Origin of the sequence: Rhodococcus sp. (in: high G+C Gram-positive bacteria) (genome assembly GCF_049591685.1) — a bacterium.
Classification (GTDB): domain Bacteria; phylum Actinomycetota; class Actinomycetes; order Mycobacteriales; family Mycobacteriaceae; genus Rhodococcoides.
In genome coordinates this window covers 16,801-32,247 of the sequence record NZ_JBAWFH010000159.1, presented here as the reverse complement: position 1 = coordinate 32,247, position 15,447 = coordinate 16,801, and the positions used below count along the sequence as shown (strand labels likewise).

Here is a 15,447-nt window from a genome sequence, read left to right as displayed (position 1 = left end):
GGCGCCTGGTATTCCGGTGCCACGGGGGCGACCGGAGCGGGAGCCTGCTCGACGACCGGGGCTGCCGGCGCGGGCGCTGCTGCGGGCTCTTCGCTGCCGCCGCCGGTGGTCAGGTACTGACCGCACGTCGGCCACGCACCCGGGCCCTGGCTCTGCAGCGTGTTCTCCGCAACGCGGATCTGCTCTGCCTTGGAAGCGCTGGACGGGGATCCGCTGCCACCGTTGGCGGTCCAGGTGCTCTGCGAGAACTGCAGACCACCGTAGTAGCCGTTACCTGTGTTGATGCCCCAGTTGCCGCCGCTCTCGCACTGTGCGACGCCGTCCCAGTTGTGCGGTGCTGCGTTGGCGGTGCCCACGGAAAGACCCAGTGGAATTGCCACGACGGCGCCGGTGACGGCGGCCCATCCGAGTGCACGCTTGCCGAAATGTGTTTCCTTGGTCATGCGGGGTGAATCCTCTCCGCGCCGCCCGACGCAACCGGCGACATCACCGAAGTGAATGCGTCCCGGCGCTACGTGCGAACACAACGGTGTACGAGCGAACTCGTATGTGTTGCGGCTCTGCCCCCGTGCGTATCGGGGTACCGTCCCCCGCGGGGCAGAGCGATGCAGCGGCGGGGGCGGTCTGGCCCTGCGTTGTAGGGCCGTTCGTGAAGGTAGTCGCGGCTTTCGTCGATGTCACGCCACGCTATGGTCGCCCGGATGTTCACATAGTGAGACGTCGGAGAGCGTATATCCTGGTCACGGGCGGTCGCGACGGTTCCGTATCCCGTTCGTTACAGCCTCGTTATGTGCGATGTATCACGAGGTTTTTGTGATCGAGCACACTCCAGCGGTGCGCGTCGGCAAGTGTTTCAGTGCCTGTTGTGCTTGCTTGATCTCCTCGCCGTACACGCGATTTGCGATTCGTGGACACCGTCGGGTAACTTTGTGTTTGCAGCGCGGGGTGGAGCAGCTCGGTAGCTCGCTGGGCTCATAACCCAGAGGTCGCAGGTTCAAATCCTGTCCCCGCTACCAACAGATCAGGGCCGGTACTCACATCGAGTACCGGCCCTGTTTCGTGTGTCCTGCCTAGTGTCGGGTTTCGTCCTCCGGGGACGTCGAACCCTCGACTATCGCAGACTCCTCGGCCTCCTCGGCCTCCTCGGCAGGTTCGTCTGCAGTGAGATCGACGGTGTCGCCGCCTTCGAGAACCGTGAGTTCTTGTTCGGCCTCGGCGATCAAGCCCCTGGCTTCTTCTCTGATCTTTTTCGTCCAATCGGACATTCGGTCATCTCCTCCGCTCGGACTTGCTCGTCCTTCATTCTCTACCAGGTCTTCTCGGTGAGTGGGTCGACGGGCGGGTCGGCAGCGTTCTCGGCGCGCTCGGCCAGCACTCGCGTGAGAATCTTGCCTGTCGTGTTGCGGGGCAACTCATCGACGAAGACGACGTCGCGGGGGACCTTGTACCGAGCGAGGTGCGATTTGACGTCTGCCTTGATGGAGTCCGGGTCGCGAAGAGAGTTCGGTGTCGGAACGACGAAAGCCATCAACCGGTGTCCGAACTCGGCGTCCGATACGCCGATACGGCGGCTTCGACAACATCGGGATGCTCTGCGAGCAGGTTTTCCACTTCGAGCGGGTACACGTTCTCACCGACCGAGACGATCATGTCGTCGTCGCGACCATCGACGAACAGCAGCCCTTCGGTGTCGAAGTGGCCTACATCGCCCGTCGAGACCATGCCGTCGATGCGTTCCTTGTCGCGGCCGTCGGTGTATCCGGCGAAGCTCAGCCCGCTCGCGACGAAGATCCGACCCACGGCACCGGGGGCAGTGACGCGATTGCCGTCGTTGTCGAACAGTGCGACGTGGCATGTGACGGGCGGCCGCCCCGCGGTTCCGGGCGCACGCGAGAGCTCGTCGGGCGTTGCGACGGTGGCGACGGCGACTTCCGTCGAGCCGTACAGGTTGTGCAGCACCGGTCCGAACACTGCTGCCGTTCGTCGGCTCACCGCGGGTGAGATGGCTGATCCCGCGGCGAAGATGATGCGGAGTGCCGACGTGTCGTACGAGAAGAGTATTCCGTCGCCGAGGTCGACGATGCGCTGCGGGGCGCGAACCCGGTGTTCATCATGACCAATCTGATGCCCGCCTTGGCGGCGGCCAACATCGTCAGGACCAGCCCACGATGGTTCCGTGCCATGACTCCCATGACGGCCCCCGGACCGATGCCGTCAGCGGACCAACCGCGCACCAGCGCATTGGACTGCTCGTCGAGCTCGATGTAGGTCAGGGGCCCGATCTCGTCGATGAGTGCAACTGCGGCTACCCCGGCGGCGGCGCGGAGGGCACTTCCGACGAGACGTCCTCGGGTTACCTCGCGGTCGACCTCATTGGTGTCGACCTCATTGGTGTCGGCAAGCCTTGGCTCGAGCCTCACCGGCCCTGCGACGTAGGTACTCGCGCTCCGGTCGCGATCCGGCGAGGCCGGAGGCCCGAGTGAAATCCTCGGCGGCCTCGCCGTGTCGGCCCAGCCGATCCAACATGTCGGCGCGGGCTGCGTAAAACGGGTGATAGCGCAGCAGCATCGGTTCGTGCGCCAACGGCTCGAGCTGCGCGAGTGCTTCGGCAGGGCCGTCACACATCGCGATGGCGGCGCAACGGTTCAGAGCGACGACGGGGGAGGGCGACACCGCGGCAAGCACCCCGTACAGCTCCACTATCTGTGGCCAATCGGTGTCCGCCGGCGTGGCGGCCTCGTCGTGAAGGGCAGCAATCGCCGCCTGCACGCCATACGCCCCCGGGCTGCCACCGCCAAGTGCCTCGACGACGAGTGTGCTGCCTTCCGCGATCATGTCACCGTCCCAGAGAGAGCGGTCCTGTTCGTCGAGCATCGAGAGCCTGCCGTCGGCGTCGATTCGTGCCGAATGGCGAGCATGAGTGAGCAGCATGAGAGCGAGCAGCCCGGACGCTTCCCTCTCTGCGGGCAACAGGGCGTGCAGGATCCGTCCCAGGCGAATGGCTTCGTCGGCGAGGTCGTGGCGAACCAGATCGTCGCCCGAGGACGCGGCATAACCCTCGGTGAAGATGGAGTACACGACCTGCAGGACACCCGGCAGACGATGCGGGAGTTCGCCGCGATCCGGCACCCGAAACGGTATCCGGGCGCCTCGAATCTTGTTCTTAGCCCGGGAGATGCGTTGGCCCGCAGTCGACGAAGGGATGACGAACGCCCTGGCCACCTCCGCGGTCGTGAACCCCACAAGAGACCGCAGTGTCAGAGCGACGCGGTCGTCGGCGTGCAACGCGGGGTGTGCGCAGGTGAAGAAGAGCTGCAGGCGCTCGTCCGGAAAGTCGTCGTTGTCGGCGTCGGCGGCGGGGGCCGCCCGGTCCTGCTCGACGTGCAGCACCGCCAGTCGCGCCGCATAGGACCGATCGCGGCGAAGTCGATCCACGGCTCGGCGCCTGGCGGTGGTGAGCAGCCAGGCACCGGGCTTGGTGGGTACTCCGTCGGTCGGCCAGTGCTGCAGTGCCGCCTCGATGGCGTCGGACGCGACGTCCTCCGCGAAGTCGAGGTCGCCGTACCGTCGAACCAGAGTGGCGAGGAGCCGGCCGTGCTCCTCGCGGAATACTCGCTCGAGCGACAGCGAGGTCGTCCCGTTCACCACCTTCGGCTCGTTACCGGTTCCCTCGACGTGAGAAGTGTTCAGAACTCGGCGATGGGGCGAACGACGACGGTGCCTCCGCCTCGCGATCCGGGGCAGCGTGCCGCCCAGTCGAGAGCTGCATCGAGGTCGGGTACGTCGATGACCTCGAAGCCGCCCAGCACCTCGCGAGTTTCGGCGTACGGCCCGTCGGTGACGCTTCTGGCGCCGTCGGCTGCGACCTGGACGGTGGTCGCGGTCGTGAGGTCCGCCAATGCGTGCCCCGTCACCCATACGCCTGCGTCGCTCATCTCTTTGCCGAACCGAACCCAATCGTCGACGGTGCAGCCGTTGTCGAAGTCGGCGCTCGGTGCATTGATCAACAGCATGTACTTCATGATGGTCTCCAAGATTCGTTTGCAGAATGCTTACATGATGACGACGAACGGGACCCCATCGTTTCGACACGACATGAAAAAAACCCGCGGCCGATTCGGCCACGGGTCTTCTCTTCGCGCTGTAGCGCTCGCAACGCTGTCGAGCGGTCGGTCTACTTGAGTTCTGCCGACGTCTTGCCGAGTACACGTCGAGCAACGATGAGTTGCTGAATCTGCTGGGTGCCCTCGAAGATGTCGAGAATCTTGGAGTCGCGGCTCCACTTCTCGAGCAAAAGGCGCTCGGAGTAGCCGTAGCTGCCGGCGAGTTCGACGGCCTTGAGGGTGATGTCCGTGGCCGATCGCCCGGCTTTGGCCTTCGCCATGGACGCCTGCAGCGAGTTGGGCTCCTTGTTGTCGGCCATCCACGCCGCTCGCAGTGCAAGCAGGTGTGATGCCTCCCAGTCTGCTTCGAGTCGGAGGAACTCGGCGGCAGCAGCGTGCTGGTTGTACGCCGGGGTGGTGTACGAAATTTCCACTCCTGCCTCGTCCAGAATCGACCGAAGCTCCTCGAGCGCAGCACGTGCGACGCCGATGGCCATGCCGGCGACGAGGGGACGGGTGTTGTCGAACGTCTGCATGACGCCCGCGAACCCCTTCTCGGTGTTGACCTCCGCCGTACCGAGGAGGTTGTCCTTCGGGATCCGGCAGTTCTCTAGCAGCAGAGCCGCCGTATCGGACGCCTTGATTCCGAGCTTGTGCTCCAGACGAGCGACGCTCAGACCCGGCGCGTCACGCGGAACCACGAAGGACTTGATCGCGGCGCGTCCGGCGGATCGGTCGACGCTCGCCCAGACGACGATGTGCGTCGAGCGCTCGCCTGCGGTGACGTAGATCTTCTCGCCGTTGAGTACCCACTCGTCGCCGTCGAGGACGGCGGTGGTGGTGACTGCTGCCGAGTCGGAGCCGAAGCTCGGTTCGGTGATGGCCATCGAAGCCCACACCTTGCCGAAGCGTTCGAGCTGTTCGTCGGTGGATACCGCTGCGATGGCGGAGTTGCCCAGGCCCTGGTAAGGGATCGACAGGGTGAGGCCGACATCGCCCCAGCACGTCTCGATGACGTTGACGAGGGCGGACATGTTGCCGCCGTTGGCGTTTGCGGTCTTGCTCGGCTTGGGTGCGCTTTCGCTGTCCTTGGCACGCCCGCCTGCCGCGCCGCCGATCTCGTTGCCCGCATCTGACATGCCTTCGACCATGGATGCCATGGTGTCCAGCTCGACCGGGTACTCGTGCTCGGCGAGGTCGTACTTGCGGGAGATGGGACGGAAGATCTCGGCTGCGACCTGGTGTGCCTGATTCGCTTGCGCCCGAAGCTTCTTGGGTAGTTCGAGATTGATCATCGTGTGTGTCCTTGGGTCGATTTCTCGAGTTGGTCTTGGGCGAATCAGATGAGGACGATGCCCTCGGAGACACCGACGGCACGAAGGTCGCGGTACCAGCGCTCCACGGGGTGTTCCTTGGTGAAGCCGTGTCCGCCGAGCAGTTGGACGCCGTCGGACCCGATCTGCATGCCCTTCTCCGACGCGAGGCGGCGAGCCAGTGCAGCTTCGCGGGCGAACGACTTGCCCTGCTCTACCCGTGAAGCGCCACGGAGAGTGACCAGTCGGAGGCCGTCGAGTTCGATGGCGATGTTGGCGACCATGAAGGCCACGGCCTGACGGTTGCTGATCGGCTCGCCGAATGCTTCCCGCTCGTTGACGTAGGGAATGACGTAGTCGAGCACTGCCTGGCCGGTGCCGACGGCGAGCGCGGACCACCCGAGGCGAGCGAGGCTGATGGCATCGGCGTAATCGAGTGCGCGTCGATCGGCGTCACCGTCGCCGAGCAGAGCGGATTCCGGCAGTGCTACGTCGGTGAACACGAGCCTGCCCAAGCCTGCGGCGCGCAAGCCCATACTCGGATCCGCTTCGACGACGAGGCCCTTGCTGTCGGACTCGACGACGAAGAAGGCTGGGCGGCCTTCGAGTTCTGCTGCGACGATGAACAATTCGGAACTCGCGGCTGCCGGTACGGCGCTCTTCACACCGTTCAGCTTGAAGCCGCTGGGGGAGCGGACGGCCTTGGTCTGCAATGCGAAAGGGTCGAACAGTGCGCGTGGCTCGTTGACGACCACCGAAGCACCGGGAACCTTGTCGCCGACGAAGGCCGGGAGGTACGTCTGCTGCTGAGCGTCCGACCCCCACTGGGTGAGCGCGATGGCAACACCGCTGGGCGCAAGGATCGGCAGGGCAAGGCCCATATCTCCGTGCGCGAGCGCCTCTGCGACCAGTGCGTTGGTAACGGCGCCACGCTCGGTGGCCGCACCGTCGAGGTCCTCGGGAACGTTGATGAAGGTGATGCCGAGTTCGGAGCTGCGTCGAAGGATGTCTTCGGGGGAGGCTGCAGCGGCGTCGGCGTCGTGAGCGGCGGGTCGCAGTATTTCCTCGGCGAATTCTTTCACCGTCTCGACGATCATCCGCTGCTCGTCGTCCGGCGTGAGATCGAAGTACTCGAGGTTCTTGACCGGTGAGTCCTCGAGGCGCTTCGGCTTACCGCCGCCACTGACCTTGGAGAACGTGCGGGTTGCCGCACCGAGGGTTCTGAAGCCGGACTTCGTACCCTCGTACGTCACTCGGTCGATCGTCTGGCGGAGCTTGTACTTCTCCGCGAGTTCGGATCCGGTGATGGCCGTGAGCACGCGCATAGCGGTGCCGATGGCATCTCGCTTGAACGGATTGAGGCCAACCGCGGATGTGTCGCGAAGCGCTGTGCGCTTCGTGTCGACCACACTGTCTTGCTTGCTCATGATCACCAGCTGTTTCTCGGCGTCGGGCTCGGGACTCCAGCTATCTTACTCCCGAGTAAGATAGCTGTCTACTCTCGAGTAAGAAGCCGACGACATGACGCATCAGGGCCCGTGTGGCAGCATCCGTGCCGTGCCCCTCGCCTCCCAGATCTTCGCCGGCTCTCTCGACGCAAGCCAACGCGGATGTGGTTCGCCCCATGGCCTTCGAGCAGGGTTTCTACAACCTGTTTCTCGCACTGGGCATCATCGTCGGGCTCGTCATCGGAGGGGCGGCGGGAGACGTGATCGTCGTCTTCGCGTGCCTGAGCATCGTCGGCGCTGCATTCGTGCTCGCCACAGGCGGGTCGAAGTACTTCCGCGCTGCACTGATGCAGGGCATCACACCTGCCATCGCCCTCGCGGTGGCACTCATCGCTCGAACCGCACGCCGGTATGGCCGCGGTGCTACTCGGGGCGAAGTCGCCCGAGCACCTCGTCGTGCAGAAGTCCGTTGGTCGCGACGGCGCTTCCGCCGTGCGGCCCCGCGGTGCCGTCGAGTGAGGTGAACAACCCACCTGCTTCGCGCACGAGGATGTCGAGAGGAGCGAGATCCCACAGTGACACCTCGGGTTCGGTGGCGATATCGAGCGACCCTTCGGCGAGCAGGCAGTACGAGAAGAAGTCTCCGTAGCCGCGAACGCGCCATACCTCGTCGGTCAGATCGACGAAGCGGTCGCGGATTCCCCGGACCTTCCATCCGGACAGGCTCGCGAAACTCAAACTCGCAGAATCGAGTTCGCGGACTTCCGACACCGAGATGACGCGTGCGTCCCCACCGTCGAACGACGTCCATGCGCCGTAGCCCTTCGATGCCCACCAACGACGCTTCAGTGCGGGCGCACTGATCACGCCGACGACCGGAATGCCGTCCTCCAACAAGGCGATGAGCGTGGCCCAGATCGGCACTCCGCGAACGTAGTTCTTGGTTCCATCGATCGGATCGATCACCCACTGTCGGCCGCGCAGCACCGCGTCCCCACCGAACTCCTCGCCTAGCACGGCGTCCTCGGGGCGTTCGTCGGACAGTATGGATCTAACCGACATTTCGACGGCGAGGTCTGCGTCGCTGACGGGGCTGAGATCCGGCTTGTCGTCGACCTTCAAATCGAGCGCCAGGAACCGATCGGTCGTGATGGCGTCGGCGCGATCGGCGATGGCCAGGGCGAGCTGCAGGTCAGCGGCGGAGAAAGTCACGGCTCCACAGTAAAGTCACGGCCCACCGGTCTGATGCCCAGGGTGACAGGGTCGCTGTCACCCTGGGCACTTCGAACGTGAGGCAGTTCGAACCTTCTGGTCGGGGTCGAAGACAGGTGCCGGTAACCTTGTCTCTCGTGCATCCTGACGTTTCCGCAGACCTGAACGAACTCGACATCACCCTCACCACCATCGAGTCGGTTCTCGATGTCGAAGAGCTGCGTCGACGGATCGACGAGCTCGAACATCAGGCGGCGTCGCCCGACCTTTGGAACGACCAGGAACACGCGCAGCAGGTGACGAGTCAGCTTTCCCACGCGCAAGCTGAGCTCCGACGTGTGGAAGAGCTCCGCCAGCGCCTCGAAGACATGCCGGTGCTGTACGAACTCGCCGAGGGCGAAGAAGGAGATGCTGCGGCGTCCGCCCTGGCCGATGCGGATTCCGAGCGGGCTTCCCTTCGAGAGGACATCGCGGCCGCGGAGGTGCGAACGTTGCTGTCCGGTGAATACGACCAGCGCGACGCGCTCGTCAACATCCGTTCCGGTGCAGGCGGCATCGACGCGGCGGACTGGGCCGAGATGTTGATGCGCATGTACATCCGCTGGGCGGAGAAGCACGGTTACAGCGTCGAGGTCTACGACACGTCGTACGCCGAAGAAGCCGGCATCAAGAGCGCGACGTTCGCCGTCAAGGCTCCGTATACATACGGCACCCTGTCCGTCGAGCAGGGGACCCACCGGCTGGTGCGCATCAGCCCGTTCGACAACCAGGGTCGTCGCCAGACCTCCTTCGCTGAGGTGGAGGTTCTGCCCGTCGTCGAAACCACCGACCACATCGACGTCCCCGAGGGCGATCTGAGGGTCGACGTGTACCGCTCGTCGGGTCCGGGCGGTCAATCCGTCAACACCACCGACTCCGCGGTCCGGCTGACGCATATTCCGACGGGAATTGTCGTGACCTGCCAGAACGAGAAGTCACAGCTGCAGAACAAGGTGTCGGCGATGCGCGTCCTGCAGGCGAAGCTGCTCGAAGTCAAGCGTAAGGAAGAGCGAGCCGAGATGGACGCGCTCAAGGGCGACGGCGGTAGCTCGTGGGGCAACCAGATGCGGTCCTACGTGCTACACCCCTACCAAATGGTGAAGGACCTGCGAACGGAGTACGAGGTCAATAACCCCTCCACCGTTCTCGACGGTGACATCGACGGCTTCCTCGAAGCCGGTATTCGGTGGCGCATGCGCGGAGACGACTAGAACACCATGGTGTCGGCCTTGTCCTTCGGCTTCTCCGGAGATCTCACCAGATGGCTCTCGAGCAGTGGCCTCGAGATCGTGCTGTACATCCTCGGCGGCATGCTCGTCGCGCGGTTCCTCAGTTACATCGGTCAGCGAATCACCGCGCGGATCGACAACAACTACCAGCACAGCGACGCCCTCGTCAGAACCGAGGCGGCCAAACACCGGCACGCTCTCGCCCAGGTGATCACCTGGGTCGCCGTCACGCTGGTGTACATCCTGGTCACCATCGAGGTCCTCCGGAGGCTGGGCTTCGCCGTCAGCGGTCTCGTCGCACCGGCCACGGTGCTCGGCGCCGCACTCGGCTTCGGTGCTCAACGCGTGGTGCAGGACATCCTCGCCGGGTTCTTCATCATCACCGAACGGCAGTACGGCTTCGGTGACACCGTGCAGATCGCGGTCAACGGGTCCGCCGAGGATGCGGAAGGAACGGTGGAGGACGTCACGTTGCGTGTCACCAGAGTCCGAAGCGTCGACGGCGAAGTGATCACCGTTCCCAACGGCCAAATCGTCAAGGCGATCAACTTGTCCAAGGACTGGGCACGCGCAGTGGTCGACGTACCCGTACCGTCCAACGCCGACCTCAATCGGGTCAACGACATCCTTCGCCGCGTCGGGCACGGCGCCTTCGCCGACGAACGACTGCGGCCCCTGCTGCTCGACGAGCCCACGGTGATGGGCGTCGAAAGCATCGAACTCGACGTCGTCAACGTGCGTCTCGTCGCTCGAACGCTCCCCGGCAAACAGTTCCAGGTCGGACGCGAGCTGAGGGTGCGGGTGGCGGCCGCCCTGCAACCGGAGGGCATCAGCGTCAATCCGGACGTATCCACCGCCGGAGTCGCTCCTGACGGCGAGGCACGCGAGGGTGGCGAACAGCGATGACCGAGCACCGATCGGATCCGGACCGTCCCGTCCGGCGATGGAAGATCCCCACGAGGGTCTTAGGTCGAGCTCGTACGTCGACGGTTCTGCTGGGAATCTGCTTCGTTCTCACGGCACTGCTGTACGGCCAGGTGCGACCGGAACCGGTGGGTACGGTCGAGTTGCCGCAACCACCGACCAGCAGCGAGGTGGAGCAGGCGCCGGTGCAGGAGCAGAGTTCGGAAGCGCCGTCGGCGACCGTCACCTCCACGACGACCGCCGTGCCGTCGAGCACGGAGGGCGAGTCGAATTCGACGGACGCGCCCGGTGGGCCCGGCTCATCGACGCCGGGCGGCACCAGCTCGACCACCCAGGACCCGACGTTCCTTCCCGGGATGACGGTTCCCCCGCAGTTGCGATCGCTGTTGCCACCGACACCGAGCGCCACCGGCGCGCCCTGATCGCGGCCCGCGACACTCGCTCGCTCCGGCCGGTTACCGGCAAGTAGCAGCTACACTGGCGACCCGTGATCAGCACCTCGAAGGTCTCCAAGTCCTACAAGACGTCCACCAGGCCCGCCCTGGACGACGTGACGGTCTCGGTGGACAAGGGGGAGTTCGTCTTTCTCATCGGCCCGTCCGGTTCGGGCAAGTCGACTTTCATGCGCCTGCTCCTCAAGGAGGAGACTCCGACCTCCGGCGACATCCACGTCGCGGACTTTCACGTGAACCGGTTGTCCTCGCGGCGAGTTCCGAAGCTTCGGCAGAGCATGGGCTGTGTGTTCCAGGACTTCCGCCTGTTGCAGCAGAAAACGGTCGTCGAGAACGTCGCCTTCGCGCTCGAAGTCATCGGCAAACCCCGCTCGATGATCAAGCGCACCGTGCCCGAGGTTCTCGATTTGGTCGGCCTCGGGGGCAAATCCGACCGTCTGCCAACAGAATTGTCCGGTGGTGAGCAGCAGCGTGTTGCCATCGCCCGCGCTTTCGTCAATCGTCCGCTGGTACTGCTCGCGGACGAGCCGACGGGCAACCTGGACCCGGATACGAGTCAGGACGTCATGATGTTGCTCGAGCGCATCAACCGAACTGGAACCACCGTGTTGATGGCGACACACGACAACCACATCGTCGACTCCATGCGTCGGCGGGTCATCGAACTCGACAACGGACGAGTGGTGCGCGACGAGGCCCGGGGGGTCTACGGCGTCGGCAGGTAACCGCGCCGCCTACCACTGCGCCGACAACCACTGCGCCGACAACCACTGGGCCGACAACCACTGGGCCGACAACCACAGCGCCACGTCACCGCAGGCACACACGCCGCCACTCGTTCGTAGATACCGAAGGGCCCCAATTCTCCGATGCGCGCAAGTTTCATACTCAGTGAAGTCCTCACCGGACTACGCCGCAACATCACCATGACGATCGCGATGATTCTGACCACCGCTATCTCCCTCGGTTTGTTCGGTGGAGGTCTGTTGGTGGTTCAGATGGCGGGCAAGACCCAGCAGATTTTCCTCGACCGCGTCGAGGTGCAGATCTTCCTCACCGACGACATCTCCGCCACCGATCCGGACTGCGCTGCAGACACGTGCCGCACTTTGCGCACCGATCTCGAGCAGACCCCGTCGGTGGTCTCGGTGCAATACCTCAATCGTGACGACGCGGTGAAGGACGCCACGGAACGAGTCTTCAAGGATCAGCCGGAGCTCGCCGAGCTGGTCAGCCCGGACAGCTTTCCCGCCTCGTTCAAGGTCAAGCTGAGCGACCCCGAACGTTTCGGTGTCATCAACGACAACTTCGCCGGGCGGCCCGGTGTGCAGAGCGTCCTCAACCAGCGTGACCTCGTCGAGCGATTGTTCAGTGTGCTCAACGGTGTCCGCAATGCAGCGTTCGCCATCGCGATCGTGCAGGCGATCGCGGCTGTGTTGTTGATTGCCAACATGGTTCAGATCGCAGCGTTCACCAGGCGCACCGAAGTCGGCATCATGAGGCTGGTCGGCGCGACGCGGTGGTACACCCAGCTACCGTTCCTGCTCGAAGCGGTCGTGGCGGCGCTCATCGGGTCCGGACTCGCAATCGCTGGGCTGTTCACCGCCAAGAACTTGTTCATCGACGACGTTCTCGCCGACGTGTACGAGGCCAATATCCTTGCCCGCATCTCCAACAGTGACGTCTTGCTGGTGTCACCGTTCCTCGCCCTCGTCGGTGTCGGTATGGCGGCGGTGACGGCGTACATCACCCTGCGGCTCTACGTGAGGGAATGAGCCGACAGCCCTCTACCGCTGCCCGCGTGGGCGGAAGAAAAGCGCTTGCACGTCGGTTCTATGCTGGAGCAACTGTGCGCTGCGAAGAGCACGCCTGAACAGCGCTCGAGAAAGGGCCCTGAAGTGAGAGAGAAGGGCCGCAAGGCCATCGCCACCAACCGCAAAGCTCGGCACAACTACTCCATACTGGATGTCTTCGAGGCGGGTATTGCACTCGTCGGCACCGAGGTCAAGAGCCTCCGCGAAGGTAAAGCGTCCCTCGCTGATGCGTTCGCGACCGTCGACGACGGGGAAATCTGGCTCCGCGGACTGCATATACCCGAGTACACGCAGGGAAGCTGGACCAACCATGCGCCCCGGCGAAATCGAAAGCTGTTGCTGCACAAGCGCGAGATCGAACGCCTCGTCGGCAAGACGAAGGAGGGATCACTCACGCTGGTCCCGCTGTCCATGTACTTCTCGGACGGCAAGGTCAAGGTGGAGCTTGCGCTCGCCAAGGGTAAGCAGGACTACGACAAACGTCAGGATCTTGCTCGACGCACCGCCGAACGTGAGGTGACCCGCGAGCTGGGGCGTCGGATCAAGGGCATGCGCTGACGGCGATCCTGCTCGCGCTGGTTGCCGCGGTCGGTTACGGCGTCAGCGATTTCGTCGGCGGTGTCGCGTCGAGAAGGGTAGCGGCACTACGAGTCGTCATCGTCTCGTATCCGTTTTCTCTGATCATCGTGTTGCTGGTCGCACCGTTCGTCGGTGGGTCCGTCTCGCTGACGCCGATCCTGTGGGGTTTCGGGTCCGGGGTTGCCGGTGGAGTCGCGGTGTGGTGGTTCTATCTTGCGCTCGCGTCGGGTCCGATGGCGGTCGTGTCGCCACTCACGGCAGTGCTCGTCGCGGGAATTCCGGTGGTTGCGGGCTTCGCGCTCGGCGAACGCCCCGGCATTCTCGCGTTCGTCGGAATCGCACTTGCTCTGCTCGCGGTCGTACTCGTCAGCCGGGAGTCGCCGGACGAGACGACGGGTGAGGTTGCGGGCGGGCGGGAGATGAAGTTCACCCGCACCGTCGCGTGGCTCACCGTCGGTTCGGGCGTCACCTTCGCCGTGGCGTTCATCTGCCTGCACCAGATCGGCGACGGTTCGGGGCTGTGGCCGCTCGCGGCATCCCGCGCGTCGGCGACCGCCGTCGTGTGGTGCGTTGCATTGGCCTCGGGGCAGTTCTCGCCGCCGCACGGGAGCGTGCTGAAACTCGCCGCGTTCGTCGGCGTCCTCGACGTGGTAGCGAACGCCGCAATTCTCTACGCGTATCAGGGTGGGTTGCTGTCCCTGGTGAGCGTCATCGCTTCCCTCTATCCGGCCGCGACGGTGCTGCTGGCTATGGCCATGTTGGGGGAGCGGGTGGGCCGATTGCAGCAGGTTGGCATGGTTCTCGGGCTCGGCGCAGTGGGTCTGATCGCACTCGGCTGACCCGCCCGGCCGGATCCCCCGACGCACCGCGTGCAGGGTCGGGTTGAGTTGTTCGACGTTCGGGTAAGTCCGATCGATGAACGTCGAAAACAACAGCGCCCCTCGTCGTGTTCTCGTCACGGGGGCGACGGGTTATCTCGGCGGTCGCCTCGTACCGCAAATGCTCGACGCAGGCTTCACCGTGCGCGTGCTGGCGCGTAATCCGGACAAGCTGCAGGGCGTCCCGTGGGCGGGCGACGTCGAAATCGCGAAGGGTGACCTCTCCGACCGCGATTCGCTCGAGGAAGCCTTCGCCGACGTCGAGGTCGTCTACTACCTTGTTCACTCGATGGGCTCGAAGAATCACGACGACTTCGCGGAGGCCGAGCGCATCAGCGCGGAAAACGTTGCCGCGGTGGCCGCCGAGGCCGGTGTAGCGCGGATCGTTTACCTCGGTGGCTTGCACCCTCGATCGGGTGAGCTGTCTCCACACCTCGAATCCCGCGCCGAGGTCGGTCGGATCCTGATCGAATCCGAGGTGCCGACAATGGTCTTACAGGCGGGCGTGGTCATCGGTGCCGGCTCCGCGTCGTTCGAGATGATCCGTCATTTGACCAATCGGCTACCGGTGATGACGACCCCGCGATGGGTCCACAACAAGATCCAGCCGATCGCCGTACGCGACATCCTGCACTACCTGGTGGCCGCAGCCGATGCCGATCTGCCCGAGAGCAGAACGTACGACGTCGGTGGCCCCGATGTTATGGAGTACGGCGAGATGATGAACACGTACGCCGACGAGGCGGGATTGCGACCGCGAAAGATGCTCGTCGTGCCTGTGCTCACGCCCAGACTTGCCGGCCACTGGATCGGCCTGGTGACACCCATTCCCCGCGGTTTGGCGATGCCTCTCATCGAGTCACTGCAGTACGACGCCGTCGCCCATGAGACCGACATCGACTCCGTCGTCGACCGACCCGAGGGTGGTTTGACGCCGTATCGGGACTCGGTCCGGCTGGCATTGCGTTCGATCGACGAGGGTCAGCCCGAGAAGACGTGGTCGGAGATGGTGGCGGCGCCGTCCGATCCTCTCCCGTCGGATCCGGAATGGGCAGGCGAGGTCGTCTACACCGACGTACGCAGCGTCTATTTGGGCAGCGGGCCGGACGAGATTCGGCGTCGCCTTCCCGACGCAGTGAGATCCGGCGCTGCGAAGGGGTGGCAAATCGATGATCAGCAGACGAAAGGCGAGCAGGCAAACGATGGGGAAATGCGACTGAAGTACACCGGGCCTTTGCCGGGCAGCGCATGGATGCAGTACACGGTGACATCCGCCGGCGGCGGAACAAGGCTCGAACAGCGGACGGACTTCTTCCCGCGTGGTTTGGCGGGACGCGCAGCATGGTACGGATCGCTGCCCGCGCGAAAAGTGGTGGCGGGACGCATGTTGCAGGCCGTGGTCGCGCAGGTCGACAGGTCGTAGACCGACACCGAGGGATATCGGGATGATTCTTCG

16 protein-coding genes, 1 tRNA gene and 1 pseudogene are annotated in these 15,447 nt (G+C 64.4%); 10 read left to right on the top strand and 8 right to left on the bottom strand.

The window, feature by feature from the left end:
- Positions 1-443: transglycosylase family protein (locus tag WBQ44_RS06835; RefSeq protein WP_495565960.1), on the bottom strand; the 443-nt coding region annotated here is incomplete at its 3' end.
- 496 nt (positions 444-939) lie between these two features.
- Here WBQ44_RS06835 and WBQ44_RS06830 point away from each other — a divergent pair.
- A tRNA-Met gene (locus tag WBQ44_RS06830) sits at positions 940-1,016 on the top strand.
- 54 nt (positions 1,017-1,070) lie between these two features.
- Here WBQ44_RS06830 and WBQ44_RS06825 read toward each other — a convergent pair.
- The 6 genes and pseudogenes from WBQ44_RS06825 to WBQ44_RS06800 form a co-directional block, all read right to left on the bottom strand.
- Positions 1,071-1,265 carry a hypothetical protein gene (locus WBQ44_RS06825; RefSeq protein WP_495565959.1) on the bottom strand — a complete coding sequence of 65 codons (195 nt, stop codon included), beginning with the start codon at positions 1,263-1,265 and terminating at the stop codon, positions 1,071-1,073.
- Between the two features lie 41 nt (positions 1,266-1,306).
- Positions 1,307-2,321, bottom strand: a pseudogene (locus WBQ44_RS06820) (AMP-binding protein); the annotation flags it as partial.
- A gap of 64 nt (positions 2,322-2,385) precedes the next feature.
- Positions 2,386-3,645: an RNA polymerase sigma factor gene (locus tag WBQ44_RS06815; protein WP_495565964.1), complete on the bottom strand. Its 1,260-nt coding sequence runs from the start codon at positions 3,643-3,645 to the stop codon at positions 2,386-2,388.
- A gap of 41 nt (positions 3,646-3,686) precedes the next feature.
- Complete coding sequence (locus WBQ44_RS06810) at positions 3,687-4,022, bottom strand: YciI family protein (protein ID WP_495565958.1); 336 nt, start codon at positions 4,020-4,022, stop codon at positions 3,687-3,689.
- 152 nt (positions 4,023-4,174) lie between these two features.
- Positions 4,175-5,398, bottom strand: coding sequence for an acyl-CoA dehydrogenase family protein (locus WBQ44_RS06805; RefSeq protein WP_495565957.1), 1,224 nt, complete (start codon positions 5,396-5,398; stop codon positions 4,175-4,177).
- Positions 5,399-5,442: 44 nt separating this feature from the next.
- A complete protein-coding gene (locus WBQ44_RS06800) occupies positions 5,443-6,849 on the bottom strand; it encodes an acyl-CoA dehydrogenase family protein (protein ID WP_495565956.1) in 1,407 nt (468 codons plus the stop codon).
- 107 nt (positions 6,850-6,956) lie between these two features.
- On the opposite strand from WBQ44_RS06800, the gene WBQ44_RS06795 reads away from it, so the two are divergent.
- Positions 6,957-7,388 carry a DUF1304 family protein gene (locus WBQ44_RS06795; RefSeq protein ID WP_495565955.1) on the top strand — a complete coding sequence of 144 codons (432 nt, stop codon included), beginning with the start codon at positions 6,957-6,959 and terminating at the stop codon, positions 7,386-7,388.
- Here the strand turns inward: WBQ44_RS06795 and hisN are convergent.
- Positions 7,288-8,076, bottom strand: a complete 789-nt coding sequence (gene hisN, locus WBQ44_RS06790) for a histidinol-phosphatase (protein WP_495565954.1) — start codon at positions 8,074-8,076, stop codon at positions 7,288-7,290. The two genes, WBQ44_RS06795 and hisN, sit on opposite strands and share 101 nt — an antisense overlap.
- Before the next feature lie 137 nt (positions 8,077-8,213).
- Between hisN and prfB the strand changes: the two genes are divergently transcribed.
- The 8 genes from prfB (at position 8,214) to WBQ44_RS06750 (ending at position 15,414) form a co-directional block, all read left to right on the top strand.
- Positions 8,214-9,326 (top strand): peptide chain release factor 2, encoded by a 1,113-nt coding sequence (prfB, locus tag WBQ44_RS06785; RefSeq protein WP_495565953.1) that lies wholly within the window; start codon positions 8,214-8,216, stop codon positions 9,324-9,326.
- A gap of 6 nt (positions 9,327-9,332) precedes the next feature.
- Positions 9,333-10,250, top strand: coding sequence for a mechanosensitive ion channel family protein (locus WBQ44_RS06780; protein ID WP_495565952.1), 918 nt, complete (start codon positions 9,333-9,335; stop codon positions 10,248-10,250).
- Entirely contained in the window at positions 10,247-10,690 is a 444-nt protein-coding gene (locus WBQ44_RS06775; RefSeq protein WP_495565951.1) for an Rv3103c transmembrane domain-containing protein, read from the top strand. Before WBQ44_RS06780 ends, WBQ44_RS06775 begins: the two co-directional genes overlap by 4 nt.
- 65 nt (positions 10,691-10,755) lie before the next feature.
- Positions 10,756-11,445, top strand: a complete 690-nt coding sequence (ftsE, locus tag WBQ44_RS06770; protein WP_495565950.1) for a cell division ATP-binding protein FtsE — start codon at positions 10,756-10,758, stop codon at positions 11,443-11,445.
- Between the two features lie 144 nt (positions 11,446-11,589).
- Positions 11,590-12,495: a permease-like cell division protein FtsX gene (gene ftsX / locus WBQ44_RS06765; protein WP_495565949.1), complete on the top strand. Its 906-nt coding sequence runs from the start codon at positions 11,590-11,592 to the stop codon at positions 12,493-12,495.
- Positions 12,496-12,618: 123 nt separating this feature from the next.
- Positions 12,619-13,092 (top strand): SsrA-binding protein SmpB, encoded by a 474-nt coding sequence (gene smpB / locus WBQ44_RS06760; RefSeq protein WP_495565948.1) that lies wholly within the window; start codon positions 12,619-12,621, stop codon positions 13,090-13,092.
- Positions 13,089-13,952, top strand: coding sequence for an EamA family transporter (locus WBQ44_RS06755; RefSeq protein ID WP_495565963.1), 864 nt, complete (start codon positions 13,089-13,091; stop codon positions 13,950-13,952). Before smpB ends, WBQ44_RS06755 begins: the two co-directional genes overlap by 4 nt.
- Positions 13,953-14,028: 76 nt before the next feature.
- Entirely contained in the window at positions 14,029-15,414 is a 1,386-nt protein-coding gene (locus WBQ44_RS06750) for an NAD(P)H-binding protein (RefSeq protein ID WP_495565947.1), read from the top strand.
- The last annotated feature ends 33 nt before the right edge of the window (positions 15,415-15,447 follow it).

What these genes read in the sequence shown, in the direction of transcription:
- WBQ44_RS06775 (WP_495565951.1), top strand. Translation starts at nt 10,247, where the DNA reads ATGACCGAGCACCGATCGGATCCGGACCGTCCCGTCCGGCGATGGAAG.
- ftsX (WP_495565949.1), top strand. Translation starts at nt 11,590, where the DNA reads ATGCGCGCAAGTTTCATACTCAGTGAAGTCCTCACCGGACTACGCCGC.
- WBQ44_RS06825 (WP_495565959.1), bottom strand. Translation starts at nt 1,265, where the DNA reads ATGTCCGATTGGACGAAAAAGATCAGAGAAGAAGCCAGGGGCTTGATC.
- WBQ44_RS06805 (WP_495565957.1), bottom strand. Translation starts at nt 5,398, where the DNA reads ATGATCAATCTCGAACTACCCAAGAAGCTTCGGGCGCAAGCGAATCAG.
- WBQ44_RS06780 (WP_495565952.1), top strand. Translation starts at nt 9,333, where the DNA reads ATGGTGTCGGCCTTGTCCTTCGGCTTCTCCGGAGATCTCACCAGATGG.
- WBQ44_RS06810 (WP_495565958.1), bottom strand. Translation starts at nt 4,022, where the DNA reads ATGAAGTACATGCTGTTGATCAATGCACCGAGCGCCGACTTCGACAAC.
- WBQ44_RS06750 (WP_495565947.1), top strand. Translation starts at nt 14,029, where the DNA reads ATGAACGTCGAAAACAACAGCGCCCCTCGTCGTGTTCTCGTCACGGGG.